The organism is Pseudomonas sp. SWRI51 (genome assembly GCF_014268825.1).
Lineage (GTDB): Bacteria > Pseudomonadota > Gammaproteobacteria > Pseudomonadales > Pseudomonadaceae > Aquipseudomonas > Aquipseudomonas farsensis.
Genome location: NZ_JABWRG010000052.1, coordinates 1 through 13,581 on the forward strand (window position 1 = coordinate 1; position 13,581 = coordinate 13,581).

General features: G+C 63.4%; 12 protein-coding genes. 1 reads left to right on the forward strand and 11 read right to left on the reverse strand.

The annotated features are described in order from the left end of the window. Window positions 1-206: 206 nt before the first annotated feature. From HU720_RS15545 to zwf, 4 genes are all read right to left on the reverse strand, one after another. Window positions 207-1,043: a hypothetical protein gene (locus HU720_RS15545; protein ID WP_186520821.1), complete on the reverse strand. Its 837-nt coding sequence runs from the start codon at window positions 1,041-1,043 to the stop codon at window positions 207-209. A gap of 194 nt (window positions 1,044-1,237) precedes the next feature. Continuing rightward, window positions 1,238-1,912: a bifunctional 4-hydroxy-2-oxoglutarate aldolase/2-dehydro-3-deoxy-phosphogluconate aldolase gene (locus HU720_RS15550; protein WP_186520822.1), complete on the reverse strand. Its 675-nt coding sequence runs from the start codon at window positions 1,910-1,912 to the stop codon at window positions 1,238-1,240. A gap of 17 nt (window positions 1,913-1,929) precedes the next feature. Beyond that, window positions 1,930-2,643 (reverse strand): 6-phosphogluconolactonase, encoded by a 714-nt coding sequence (gene pgl, locus HU720_RS15555; RefSeq protein ID WP_186520823.1) that lies wholly within the window; start codon window positions 2,641-2,643, stop codon window positions 1,930-1,932. Next, window positions 2,630-4,099 carry a glucose-6-phosphate dehydrogenase gene (gene zwf, locus HU720_RS15560; protein ID WP_186520824.1) on the reverse strand — a complete coding sequence of 490 codons (1,470 nt, stop codon included), beginning with the start codon at window positions 4,097-4,099 and terminating at the stop codon, window positions 2,630-2,632. The genes pgl and zwf overlap by 14 nt, the downstream gene beginning before the upstream one ends. Before the next feature lie 225 nt (window positions 4,100-4,324). Here zwf and hexR point away from each other — a divergent pair, with 225 nt between their 5' ends. Beyond that, entirely contained in the window at window positions 4,325-5,188 is an 864-nt protein-coding gene (hexR, locus tag HU720_RS15565) for a DNA-binding transcriptional regulator HexR (protein ID WP_346656584.1), read from the forward strand. Here hexR and HU720_RS15570 read toward each other — a convergent pair. The 7 genes from HU720_RS15570 to HU720_RS15600 form a co-directional block, all read right to left on the reverse strand. Further along, on the reverse strand, window positions 5,181-6,035 hold the full coding sequence (locus tag HU720_RS15570; protein ID WP_186520826.1) for a D-hexose-6-phosphate mutarotase: 855 nt from the start codon (window positions 6,033-6,035) through the stop codon (window positions 5,181-5,183). The genes hexR and HU720_RS15570 overlap by 8 nt on opposite strands. 118 nt (window positions 6,036-6,153) lie before the next feature. Then, window positions 6,154-7,497, reverse strand: a complete 1,344-nt coding sequence (locus HU720_RS15575) for a carbohydrate porin (RefSeq protein WP_186520827.1) — start codon at window positions 7,495-7,497, stop codon at window positions 6,154-6,156. Between the two features lie 169 nt (window positions 7,498-7,666). Further along, the gene (gene ugpC, locus HU720_RS15580) at window positions 7,667-8,803 is read right to left on the reverse strand and encodes a sn-glycerol-3-phosphate ABC transporter ATP-binding protein UgpC (RefSeq protein WP_186520828.1); all 1,137 of its coding nucleotides are present in this window, start codon (window positions 8,801-8,803) and stop codon (window positions 7,667-7,669) included. Window positions 8,804-8,806: 3 nt separating this feature from the next. Next, the gene (locus HU720_RS15585) at window positions 8,807-9,652 is read right to left on the reverse strand and encodes a carbohydrate ABC transporter permease (protein WP_186520829.1); all 846 of its coding nucleotides are present in this window, start codon (window positions 9,650-9,652) and stop codon (window positions 8,807-8,809) included. After that, window positions 9,645-10,553, reverse strand: a complete 909-nt coding sequence (locus HU720_RS15590) for a sugar ABC transporter permease (protein ID WP_186520830.1) — start codon at window positions 10,551-10,553, stop codon at window positions 9,645-9,647. The genes HU720_RS15585 and HU720_RS15590 overlap by 8 nt, the downstream gene beginning before the upstream one ends. Before the next feature lie 178 nt (window positions 10,554-10,731). Beyond that, a complete protein-coding gene (locus HU720_RS15595; protein WP_186520831.1) occupies window positions 10,732-12,018 on the reverse strand; it encodes an ABC transporter substrate-binding protein in 1,287 nt (428 codons plus the stop codon). A gap of 115 nt (window positions 12,019-12,133) precedes the next feature. Next, window positions 12,134-13,351, reverse strand: a complete 1,218-nt coding sequence (locus HU720_RS15600) for an AGE family epimerase/isomerase (protein ID WP_186520832.1) — start codon at window positions 13,349-13,351, stop codon at window positions 12,134-12,136. Window positions 13,352-13,581: the final 230 nt, after the last annotated feature.

A 13,581-nucleotide genomic window follows, 5' to 3' on the forward strand; every position in this document is an offset into this window, starting at 1 on the left:
CAGATCCTGGGGCTGCTTCGCAGCCCTTTCGCGGCACAAGGCCGCTCCTACACTGACCGCGTAGACGGCATCGATATGGGGATGGGCGAGCTCTGTGGGAGCTGGCGATAGCCTGCGATGAGGCCGGAACAGGCCTGCACGTAGCAGCGCCCCCAAAACTTGGCGTGCTCAGAAACCCTGCCGGTTTTTTTGGCTGATCAGCGCGGTCAGTCCTGGACGCCTGAGTTATCGCAGGCGGTGTAGTCGATAGACCACTGGCCTTCATTGGTTTCAGGGTCGTAACCTTTCATCAATGCAGCCTCCTGAATGTCTTCCCAGCTCAACACCGGCACGCAGTGCTCCGAAGACACCGGCACAAGGGTATCGGTGGCAATCGAGGTCATGAAGTAAAGGTCTACGCGCTCCGGCTGCTCTTCTGTCGGCCGGGCAAGGGTCTTGGCGTACTTGAAAGACCCGGCATGGTCTGCGGCCGACGTGGCGCAGTGAGCATGGGCGATATGCAGTTGGTAGACGTTGAAACCACCCGGCCCCTCCACCTCCACTTTGTGGACGCGAGCATGGGACCCATGGATGCCTTCAGTAACGCCGTTACGGACCCTGCCACTTTCGCCCATGACTGGGTTAAAGTCCTTCGCCTGCACTTTCTGAACGCGGGCATTCGACCCATGAATGCCTTCAGTAACGCCGTTGCGGACCCTGCCACTTTCGCCCATGAACGGGTTGAAGTCCTTGCCCAGCCCCACCTCGGTTTTCACGTTTGAGTAGAAGGCGTTGCTGTAGCCTTCGACTGCCGAAATTTCCTGCTGATGCTTGGCCTTGCCGGGCACCGTGATGGTTTCAACCTGGACCAGGTAGGCCATGACCGGCACGCTGTAGGTTGCCCAGCCTTGCCCACCGATTTGCACGTCAGCGCAGACGGTATCCGCGCTGATCCAACAGCCGGGAATTACACCGTTGGTGCTGCGGAACAGGTGATTTTCGATTTCGTCGGGGGTCTCAAGGTGCTCGAAACCGGCAATGATGCGCTCTGCGTTGTTGCTCATGATCCAATGTCCTCTTGCTTGATCGGAATGGTAGTGACCGCCACCAATCTAGAGCGCAGGCGCCGGCGAGCGCAGAGGGACAGGCTGCCCTTGCCGCTGCAAAGGCAGTGAGCCGGCAAGCGGGCTTAACCGAGGACAAAAAAAGGGGCGCCGACCAAGCGCCCCACAAGCCGTGCAACACACAACGAAAACGATCAGTCCAGCAGTGCCATCGCCTCGGCGCTGCACGCCTCGATGCGCGCCCAGTCACCGTTCTTGATCCAACTGCTGTCGAGCATCCAGGTGCCGCCTACGCACATGACGTTGGGCAGGGCCATGTAGTTGCGTACATTGGCAGGGTTGACCCCGCCAGTTGGGCAGAAACGAATATCACCGAACGGGCCGCCAAACGCCTTGATCGCCGCCACGCCGCCGCTGATCTCGGCGGGGAACAGCTTGAAACGCCGGTAACCGAGGGCATAGCCCAGCATGATTTCCGATGGCGTGCTGATGCCGGGCAGCAGCGGGATATCGCTGTCCACCCCAGCCTGCAGAATGTCCGGGGTAATGCCGGGGGTGACCACGAACTGCGCCCCGGCCGCCTCGACAGCGGCGAACATACTGCGGTCAAGCACCGTGCCGGCGCCGACGCACAGCTCCGGGCGCTGCTCGCGCAGCACCTGGATGGCCTTGAGGCCGTGCTCGGAGCGCAGGGTGACTTCCAGGGTACGGATGCCGCCTGCGGCCAGGGCATCGGCCAGCGGCAGGATGTCCTGCTCGCGGGCGATGGTGATCACCGGGAGGATCCGCGCCTTGGCGCAGATGGCATCGATGCGGGCGGCTTTCTCGGCCATAGAGAGCAAAGGCTGTGGGCGTTCGAGGGTGGTCATGACAGTGGATCCTTGGCTCATGGGCACCAGTAGATGCTCAGGGGGTCGTGAAGAAAGGCGCGAATCGGCATTTCGGAAAGGTCGTCGCCTGCCAGCGCGGCGCGCAGGGTAGCGAGTTTGCCGGCCCCTTGCACGGCCAGCACGATCAGCCCGGCGCTGGCCAGCAGTGCGCGGGTCATCGACAGGCGCTGGTGCGGCACGCTTGGCGCCAGCATGGCCAGGCAGCGACGGCGATTGGCAAGGTCCAGGCCTTGGGCAAGGTTGGGGCTGGCCGGGAACAGCGAGGCGGTGTGGCCATCGTCACCCATGCCCAACACCAGCACGTCGATAGGCGGCAAGCCCGCCAGAGCCTCATCAGCAAGCTCGGCCGCGATGCCCAGGCTGGCAGCAGGGTGATAAAGCCCGATAAAGCGCGCCTTGGCCGCAGCACCCTTGAACAGATGCCGCGCCAGCAGGCCGGCGTTGCTGTCGGCGTGCTCAACCGGCACCCAGCGCTCATCAGCCAGGCTCACCGTGACCTTGGGCCAGTCCAGCGGCTGTTGCGCAAGGGCCTCCAGAAACGGCACCGGGCTGCGCCCGCCGGACAACACCAGGCAGGCCTGGCCTTGGCTGGCAATCGCCAGGCGCAGGCGTTCGGCAACGTCCGTGGCCTGGGCCTGTGCCAATTGGCTGGCATTGGCCAACGCATGTACCGTTACGTTCGCCGGCAGTTGCAGTTCAGATATCGCCATACCAGGCCCTCCCGTCTCGTGTAATCAATGCGATCGAGCTCATCGGCCCCCAGGAGCCTGCCGCATAGGGCTTGGGCGCCTCACCGCTGTTTTTCCAGCCGGCTATCAGCTGGTCGCACCAGGTCCAGGCGTATTCGATCTCGTCCTTGCGCACGAACAGGTTCTGGTTGCCACGCATCACCTCCAGTAACAGGCGCTCGTAGGCATCCGGAATCCGCGCGCTGCGCCAGGTATCGGAGAAATTCAGTTGCAGCGGCCCGCTGCGCAGTTGCATGCCTTTGTCCAGGCCCTGCTCCTTGGTCATCACCCGCAGCGAGATGCCTTCGTCCGGTTGCAGGCGGATGATCAGCTTGTTGCCGATTTGCAAACGCTGTTCCGGGGCGAAAATGTAGTGCGGGGTTTCCTTGAAGTGGATGACGATCTGCGACAGTTTTTGCGGCATGCGCTTGCCGGTGCGCAGATAGAACGGCACCCCCGACCAGCGCCAGTTGCGGATGTCGGCGCGCAGGGCAACAAAGGTTTCGGTATCGCTCTGGGCGTTGGCGTTGTCTTCTTCCAGGTAACCGGGCACTGGTTTGCCATCGCTGTAGCCAGCAATGTACTGGCCACGCACCACACGGGTGCTCAGGCCTTCGCCGGTGATCGGTGCCAGTGCCTTGAGCACCTTGACCTTCTCGTCACGAATACTGTCGGCGGACAGGTCGCTCGGCGGGTCCATGGCAATCAGGCAGAGCAGCTGCAACAGGTGGTTCTGGATCATGTCGCGCAGCTGGCCGGCCTTGTCGAAATAGCCCCAGCGGCCTTCGATGCCGACTTTCTCGGCCACGGTGATCTCCACATGGGAGATGGAATTCTGGTTCCACTGGGTTTCGAACAGGCTGTTGGCAAAGCGCAGGGCGATGAGGTTTTGCACCGTCTCTTTGCCCAGGTAATGGTCGATGCGGTAAACCCGGCTTTCGGGGAAGAACCGCGCCACCGCATCGTTGACCCGGCGCGACGACTCAAGGTCGTGGCCAATGGGTTTTTCCAGTACCACCCGGGTGCGCGGGGCCAGGCCAACCTTGTCGAGGTTCTCGCAGATCGCGCCGTACACCGCAGCGGCCGTGGCAAAGTAGGCAATCAGTGGCCCATCAGCCGGGGCTTGTGCGGCCAGGGCCTGGTAGCCCTCGGGCTCGACGAAGTCCAGGTGCAGGTAGTCCAGGCGCGCCAGAAAGCGGCCCAGCGAGGCGGCGTCGATATCGGCCTCCGGCACATGCCGGCGCAGGTGCGACTCGATGTTGTCCAGATGCGCCTGCGCACTGCCGGCCTCGCGGGCCAAGGCCAGCAGTCGGGTATCGGCGTGCAGCAAATTGGCGCGGTCCAGCTGGTAAAGCGCCGGAAACAGCTTGCGCAATGCCAGGTCGCCCAACGCGCCAAACAGGGCAAAGGTGCAAGGTTCTACACTGATCGCAACCATGATGTTGGTTCTTTTATAAAGTTAACCTAGGAATAACCCGTTCAACCCTGTTTTTCAAGGGCCAATGTAGTAAAAACAACAACATTACCCACATGCCGTACAGACAAGTGGTGTGACAACCACGGCGACAGTACGATAGACAACTTTGCAAAAAGCCTGCTGTTACCACTGCCGGCTGTCTGCCCGAGCCGACTTTCCGACCCAAGGACACCCACCATGGACCGCGTGCGCAACCTCCTGGAACAAATCCAGGGCCGCCTGGACGAGCTGAACAAGGCCGAACGCAAGGTCGCCGAAGTTATCCTGCTCAACCCGCAACAAGCCACTCGCTTCAGCATCGCCGCCCTTGCCCAGGCCGCCAAGGTCAGCGAACCCACCGTCAACCGCTTCTGCCGCTCGTTCGGCGTCAGTGGCTACCCCGAGCTCAAGCTACAGCTGGCGCAAAGCCTGGCCAGCGGCGCAGCCTATGTCAGCCGTGCGGTTGAAGCCGACGACGACCCGGCAGCCTACACCCAGAAAATCTTCGGCAGTGCCATCGCCTCGCTCGACAGCGCCTGCCAGCAACTCGACCCGCAGCAGGTCAGCCGCGCCGTGGACATGATGATCCAGGCCCGGCAGATCCACTTCTTCGGCCTCGGCGCCTCGGCGCCCGTGGCGTTGGATGCGCAGCACAAGTTCTTCCGCTTCAACCTTGCCGTGTCGGCCCACGCCGATGTGCTGATGCAGCGCATGCTGGCCTCGGTGGCGCACACCGGCGACCTGTTCGTGATCATTTCCTACACCGGGCGCACCCGCGAGCTGGTCGAAGTTGCGCGCGTGGCCCGCGAAAACGGCGCCTCGGTGCTGGGCCTGACGGCAGCAGGCTCGCCATTGGCCCAGGCCTGCAGCATGAGCCTGCATATCCCGCTGCCCGAAGACACCGACATTTATATGCCGATGACCTCGCGGATCATCCAGCTCACCGTGCTCGACGTGCTGGCCACCGGCATGACCCTGCGCCGGGGCGTGGACTTCCAGCCGCACCTGCGCAAAATCAAAGAAAGCCTCAACGCCAGCCGCTACCCCATCGAGGACGACGACCTCAACTGAGCCGGTGCGCCTGTAAACGCAGGTGCGCGCGCTCACCCGGCGCCAGGCTCAGGCCGGCATCGCTGCCGCTTGCCGCCTCGACACAGACAAACCCCTGGCACTCGCGCCCGCTTACACCCATCAGCGGCCGTCGGCCCGGGTGCCACACCACGGTGTCGTCGCTGTCGCCGGTATCGATGCACAGCTCGCGCTGCCAGGCCGGGTCATGCAACTGCACCTTGGGCGTGCCGGGGTACACCTTCTGGCAGCCGCCGCGCAGTTTCAGGGCACCGTCTTCACGGCAGGCCTGGCGGTTGAGACGGTCATAGCCTTCGATATCCTCAAGCCCGGACAGCGCTACCTTTGACACGTCACTGATACGCCAGTAAGCCAGCAGCGCATGGCTCAACTGGCAGGGTTCGCTGTCCTGGTGCTCGGTGCTCAGGCTCAGCTCCATGCTCGCCCCCAGCCGCGCGTGCAGGTCAACCTGCCAGTCGCACAGGTCCAGGCGCCACTTCAGGCTCACGCCGTCTTCGTCTTCAGAGCTTTCGACCAGCTTCCAGTCCAGCAGCCGTGCCCAGCCATGGGCTGGCCACAAGTCCTCGCTGGGGTGGCGGCCGTACCACGGCCAGCACACCGGCACGCCGCCACGGATAGCGCCCACCTGCGGCCACTGTTCGGCGCACCACAACCAAGGCTTTTCGCCAGCAGGCTGGAAGTGCAGCAACTGCCCGCCCTGACGGCTGAACACCGCCTGGCAGCGAGGGTGGTCGATGATCAGGACATCGCGCTGCTGGTAACGCTCCCACTCGAACGTCGGCCGTGGCCGTTGCGTGGTGAAGAAGCGATGTAGCGGATGTTCAGGCATGGTTCCAGGCTCGTTGTTGTTTGAGATAGCGCTGTCTCGACCCCGGCGCGCTAACCACTGCAGACCAGTGGTTAGCGGTAGGCCGAAAATGGATGGCGTAAATTTACAACAATTTTTCTCAGAATGACGACTGAATCTTCAGCCCTGCGACCAACGCGTTATCCACCTGGTCAACGCCACCTGGGCTCTTGATGTACTGCAGGTTGGGCCGCACGGTCAGCCAGTTGGTGACGTGGAAGCCGTAATACAGCTCGGCGTTGTACTCGGTGCGCTGCAGCGGCACGAAGCTTGGGTTGTCGTAATCGTTGATACCGCTGATGGCATTGAGCTGCTCGGCGCGCTTCTTCACATCGTCGTTGACGTGGATGCGGGCGATGCCGAAACCGATGTCATCCTTGGGCCGACTGTCGAAGGCGCCCTTGTAGACCATGCCCACCTGTTGGTAGTTGTCGACCACGTTGGTGGCCTTGTCGTGCACAGTGAAGTTGGCGAACAGGCTCAGGCCGCGGCTGGCATCGCTGGCGTGCGAGGTGACCTGCTGCTGCGCCACCACCCACCAGCCATGCTTGCTCGAATGCGACTTGAAGCCTGCACCGGTCAGGCCCTGCGGGTTGCCGTTGACGTCGTCGTAGACATCCTCGGCCTTGGCAGTGCTGTAGTAGTAACCCAAGCGGTATTCGCCGGGCAGGCCATTGACCTGCGGCGACCAGACCATTTCCACCGGCAGGATCGTGCCCTTGGTGCCGCTGCCGCTGAGCTTGAAGCCATTGCCGGTTTCAAGGTTGGAGGGGTTCTGTTCGAAGGCGCCCACCTGGACGAAGAATTCCGGGGTGATGTTGTATTTAACCCGCAGCGCCCACTGGCTGACGGGCCAGTTGTACCAGATGCCGCCCACCCAGTTGCCCACCTGCGAGCCGCAGAACGCCAGGTTCTGGAAGTCGCAGGGGAAGCTGTTGAAGTCCTCGCCAGGGCCGAAGCGGCCGGCTTTGACGTCCAGCGCCCCGTCGAAGTACTTCTGCTTGACCCACATCTGCGTCAAGCGCCAGGTCTGGCCACGCCCCCACACTTCCTGCACCGAGCTGAACTGCCCGGCACGCGGGTCGCTGATGCGGTCGTTGGACAGGTTTCGGCCGCTACGCTCGGTGATCGCCAGTTTGAATTCGGCATCATGCCAGCCGAAGATCTTTTGCAGGTCCAGGTGCGCGCCGAGGGCGAACTGGTCGCTGTAGCGTGCGGTTTTGTCGTCGTTGTAGCCCCCGTTGAGGTTGCCGGCCACTTCACCGACGTAGTCGAGGGTGAAGTCGTAGCCTTTGTCGAGCAACTCGGTGCGAGTGCCGCCCCAGTCGCCGGTCATCCATTTGGACTCCGACGAGAAAGCTTCGCCAGCCTGTGCGCCACTGCTGCCCACGATGGCCAACAAAGCCAGCGAGCCCAGCGTCCTGATGCGATTGCGCTGTTCCATCCCTTTGTGTCCTCTTTTCTTGTTATCGGTTGTACAGAACGGTGTATCAATCGTCTCTTCTGCAGGAGCGGCCTTGTGCCGCGAACGGCTGCAAAGCAGCCCCGGCAGGTTTGCAGGAGGCCCAGGCAGTGGGCCCGCTACGCGCGCCTTTCGCGGCACAAGGCCGCTCCTACACAGGGACCGCGTCGGGTTTGACGGCCCTTGAAAGGTCCAGCCGCTCGCCAGTGCTGGCATCGAACAGCAGCACCCGCGCCGGGTCGAACTGCAGGTCGAGGCTGTCCCCCACCCGGCATGCCACATCCGGGGCCAGGCGACAGCAGACCTTGGTCTGGTTGAGGGTGACGAATACCAACAGGTCCGGCCCGGTCGGCTCGGTCACCTGCACCTCGGCGCGGATGCCCGGCAAACCATTGCCCGGCGCGCTGCCCAGGGTGATCTGCTCGGGGCGCACGCCAAGCATCAGCTCACGCCCTTCAAGGCCATCACCGGCGCTGCCCAGCGGCAGCTCGCAGCGCGCCTGGCCGCTGTCGAGCAGCGCCAGCACGCGGCCGTCCTGGCGGCTCAGGCGCACCGGGATGAAATTCATCGGCGGTGAGCCGATGAAGCTCGCCACGAACAGGTTGGCCGGGTCGTTGTAGATCTGCTGCGGGGTGCCAAACTGCTGGATGATGCCGTCCTTCATCACCGCCACCTTGTCGCCCAGGGTCATGGCCTCGATCTGGTCATGGGTGACGTACACCGTGGTGGTCTTCAGGCGCTGGTGCATCAGCTTGATCTCGGTGCGCATCTCCACCCGCAGCTTGGCGTCGAGGTTCGACAGCGGCTCGTCGAACAGGTAGATCTTCGGCCGCCGCGCCAGCGCCCGGCCCATGGCCACACGCTGCTGCTGGCCACCGGACAGCTGCCCAGGCTTGCGCCCCAGCAGGTGCTCGATCTGCAGCAGCTTGGCCACCCGTGCGACTTCCTCGTCGATGGCCGCCTGGGGCAGCTTGCGGATCTTCAGGCCGAAGGCGATGTTGTCGCGCACGCTCATGGTCGGGTACAGCGCATAGGACTGGAACACCATGGCGATGTCGCGATCCTTCGGGCTCATGCCGCTGACGTCCTCGTCGTCGATCAGGATCGCACCGCCGCTGATGCTTTCAAGCCCGGCGATGCAGTTCATCAGGGTCGACTTGCCGCAGCCCGAAGGCCCCACCAGGATCAGGAACTCGCCATCGCGGATGGCCAGCTGGATATCCTTGAGGGTGTCCGGCAGGCCGCTGCCGTAGGTCTTGTGCACATTGCGTAGTTCGAGTGTTGCCATGATTTACCCCTTGACTGCGCCGGCGGTCAGGCCGCGCACGAAATACTTGCCTGCCACCACGTAGACCAGCAGCGTCGGCAGCCCGGCGATCATCGCGGCGGCCATGTCGACGTTGTATTCCTTGGCCCCGGTGCTGGTGTTGACCAGGTTGTTCAGGGCCACGGTGATCGGTTGCGAGTCGCCACTTGAAAACACCACGCCGAACAGGAAGTCGTTCCAGATCTGGGTGAACTGCCAAATCAGGCAGACCATGATGATCGGCGTCGACATCGGCAGGATGATCCGCCCGAAAATGGTGAAAAACCCGGCACCGTCCAGGCGCGCAGCCTTGACCAGCGCATCGGGAATGCTCACGTAGTAGTTGCGGAAAAACAGCGTGGTAAAGGCCAGCCCGTAGACCACATGCACCAGCACCAGGCCCGTGGTGGTGCTGGCCAGGCCTAGCTTGCCGAGGGTGAACGAGGCCGGCAGCAATACGGTCTGGAACGGCAGGAAGCAGCCGAACAGCAACAGCCCGAAGAACAGCTGCGAGCCACGGAAACGCCACATCGACAGCACATAGCCATTGAGCGCGCCGATGCTGGTGCTGATCAGCACCGCCGGCACCGTGATCAGGATCGAATTGACAAAGTAGCCACTGACCGTCGCCCAGGCCTTGCTCCAGCCGCTGCCGGTAAACTGAACCGGCCAGCTCAGCAGGTTGCCCGTACTGATGTCCTCGGGGGTTTTGAAGCTGGTCAGCAGCATCACCACCAACGGTACCAGGTACACCAGCACGGCCAGCAACAGCACCGCATAGATGGCCAGGCGGCTGAGGTTCAGCGCAGGTTTTGCGTTCAGGCTAGTCATGGCGTTTGCCCCGCAGTTCCGAGTACAGGTAAGGCACCAGGATCGCCAGGATGGCGCCGAGCATCAGGATGGCGCTGGCCGAGCCCATGCCCATCTGCCCTCGGCTGAAGGTGAACGAGTACATGAACATCGCCGGCAGGTCCGAGGAGTAGCCAGGGCCGCCTGCGGTCATGGCCGCCACCAGGTCGAAGCTCTTGATGGCGATGTGCGAAAGGATCATCAGCGAGCTGAAGAACACCGGGCGCAGGCTGGGCAGCACCACGGTCCAGTAGATACGCGGCAGGCTGGCACCATCGAGCTGGGCGGCGCGGATGATCGACTGATCGACCCCGCGCAGGCCGGCGAGGAACATCGCCATGATGAAGCCCGAGGCCTGCCACACAGCGGCGATCACCAGGCAGTACACCACCCGGTCGGGGTCGATCAGCCAGTCCAGGCGAAACCCTTCCCAGCCCCAGTCACGCAGCAGCTTGTCCAGCCCCATGCCGGGGTTGAGCAGCCATTTCCAGGCGGTGCCGGTGACGATCATCGACAGCGCCATCGGGTACAGGTAAATGGTGCGGATGAAGCCTTCGCGGCGGATGCGCTGGTCGAGCAGCACCGCCAGCAGCACGCCGATGGCCAGGCTGATGGCGATGAACAGGCCACCGAACAGCAGCAGGTTCTTGCTCGCCACCCACCAGCGGTCGTTGTCGAACAAGCGAGCGTACTGCGCCAGCCCCGCCCATTTGTAGGTGGGCAGAAACGTCGAGGTGGTGAACGAGAGGACAAAGGTCCACAGGATGTAACCGTAGAAGCCCACCAGCACAATGAACATGCTCGGCGCCAGCACCAGTTTCGGTAGCCAGCGCTGTAGCGCGTCCAGGGGTGAGGCCCGCAGGCGGGCGGTTGTTGCGGTCATGGTTCACCTCAAAGGCGCTGCACTCCCTTGTAGGAGCGGCCTTGTGTCGCGATGGGCTGCAAGGCAGCCCCAGGGACTCAAAGCCAACACCTACCTGAAAGATCGAGTGCGCAGGTTCAGGGGCTGCTGCACAGCCCATCGCGGCGCAAGGCCGCCCATACAATGGTTCGCGTCGGCTTTACTTGGCGGATTTGACCGCGGCGTAGAGCTTCTTCGCCGCATCGGCGGGGTCAGCCTTGGGGTCGTTGATGTAGTTGGTCACCACATCGAAGAACGCGCCCTGTACCGCCAGGGTGGTGGCCATGTTGTGCGCCATGCTCGGTTGCAGGCCGCCGCTCTTGGCGTCGGCAAGGAAGTCCTTGGCGGCGGTTTGCGCGCAGCTGTCAAAGCCATATTTGCCCATGTCGGCGAGCATGTCGTTACGCACTGGGATCGAACCCTTGTTGATGCTGAACACCTTCTGGAAGTCCTGGCCGAGCACCTTGCTGGCGATGTCCTGCTGGCCGGCTGCGGTGCCGGCGTCTTTCTGCTTGAACACCACCAGCGAGTCGATGTTGTACAGGAACGCGTTTTGCGTGCCGGGGAACGCTACGCACTGGTAGTCGGTGCCGGCGGTTTTCCTGGCCAGGGTCCATTCACTCTTGGCCCAGTCGCCCATGATCTGCATGCCGGCCTTGCCGTTGATCACCTTGGCCGCTTCCAGGTTCCAGTCCTGGCCCTTGCCGTCCGGGTCCATGTAGGTGGCGACCCTTTTCAGTTCGGCCAGCGACTTGACCATGCCCGGGCCGGTCAGGGCGTCTTCGTTCAGGTCGACCAAGGCCTTCTTGTAGCCATCGACGCCCATCACCGCCAGCACCACGCTTTCGAACACGGTGCTGTCCTGCCAGGGCTGGCCGCCGTGGGCGAGTGGGATGAAGCCTGCTGCCTTGAGCTTGTCGGCGGCGGCGTAGAACTCATCGAGGGTGGTCGGCGCCTTGGCGATGCCGGCCTTCTTGAATACGTCCGGGTTGATCCACAGCCAGTTGATGCGGTGGATGTTCACCGGCACGGCCACGTAGTTGCCTTCGTACTTGACGGTGTCGGCGACTTTCTTGTCGAGCAGGCCGTCCCACTGTTCCTGCTTGGCCACATCCTTGAGCACTTCATCGTCGAGCAGGCCGGTTGCGGCCCAGTCCTGGATGTCGGGGCCCTTGATCTGCGCAACGGCCGGCGGGTTGCCGGCAACTGCGCGGCTTTTCAGCACGGTCATCGCGGTGGCGCCACCACCACCGGCCACTGCGCCATCCTTCCAGGTGAAACCGTCTTTTTCGACCTGGGCCTTGAGCACATCGACGGCGGCTTTTTCGCCGCCGGACGTCCACCAATGGACCACTTCCACGCTGCCTTTGGAGTCGGCGGCATGGGCGCTGAGCGAGCACAGAGAAGCGAGGGAAACGGCAGCGGCGAGACGGAGCGTCGGGTGCATGGGAATACCTTTCTTGTTGTTATGCATGGCAAGACTGTCGCTTGCATTGCATGGAGTGTAAGTAGCGCGCGCCGCCCGGCAGGTAACGAACGGATGCGCGAATGTCATCAAATGGTTACAAAGCGAGGGCGCTGGCCAGGCTTGGCGCCAGCGGCAGGCGCGGCAGCAGCAGCGCCTGCAGGGCGTGATACAGGTCGGGCTTGCCGCCCCAGATACGCGCGCCGGGCAAGTTGGCGGGGTCGAGTTCGTGGTGCCAACTGCCATGCACAGGGTCGATGAAGTACTCGGCGATAAAATCCCAGATGCGGCGATAACAGCACTCGTACTGGCCTTCACCAGTACGTTTGAGCAGCGCTGCCGCCGTGGCGCTGGCCTCGGCGTGCACCCAATGCAGGCGCTCGCGCACTACCGGGCGATTGTCCCAATCGAGGGTGTAGACCAGCCCCGGCGCGCCGTCGACATGCCAGGCGTTGTGCCAGGCGCTGTCGAACAGCCCGCGCGCAGCCGGCAGCAAGCCGTCTGGCGCAGGCAGCCCAGCCCGTTGCAGCGACGCCTCCAGGTGCAGCAGCAGCCGCGCCCATTCGAAAGCATGGCCCGGGGTGGTGCCGTAGGGGCGAAAACCATCGGCGGGCAGGTTTTGGTTGTAGTCGGGCTGCGGCTGCCAGTGGCTATCGAAGTGCTCGGTAACACGCAAACCATCACCGGCGGCCTGGCGCAGAATCAGCCGTTGCACCACCGCCACTGCACGCTCCAGCCAGCGTGGCTGGCCGGTGACATCGGCTAGCGCCAGAAACGCCTCGACCCCGTGCATGTTGCTGTTGGCGCCACGGTAGGTTTCGCAGCTTTGCCAGTCGCGGCTGAACGATTCGCGCAGGGCGCCTTGTTCTTCGCACCAGAAATGCCGTTCGATCACCTCGATTGCGTCAGCGAGCAAGGCCTGCGCCTCGATCACCCCGGCCACCACGGCCGAGCTTGCCGCCAGGGCGACAAACGCATGCAGATACGCCGCCTTGCGGCCGTCGCCGTGCCCTTCGGGGGCGGCCAGCCAGCCGCCATGCAGCGCATCGTGCAACGGCCCTTGCAGGGCGGCGACGCCATGCTCGACCAGCCCTTTGCAGCCAGGCACGCCATGCAGATGGGCCAGGGCAAAGCTGTGGGTCATGCGTGCGGTGTTCAGGGTTTCGGCAACTGCGCCGCGCGGCAGGCGGCCAGCGTCGTCGAGGTTGCCAAAGCCCTGCGGCAGGCGGGAGGCGCGGGCGAAATCCAGCAGGCGCAGGGCTTCGCGGGTAAGCCAGGCATGGTGGGCGGGGGCATCGAGCCAGTAGTTGGCCATTGGCGGGGCTTCCTTGTTGTTGTCAGCCGATTCTAACCAGCCGTCCTGGCTGGCATGTCACGAAGGCCGGCGGGATTGTCACCGGGTAGTGACCTGCAAAACGACACTATCCGCTGTTGATTGTGTAGGAGCGGCCTTGCGTCGCGAACGGGGCGCGTAGCGGCCCCAGGATCTGCGCCTCATGCAAAATCGGCGGGGCCGCTACGCAGCCCTTTCGCGACACAAGGCCG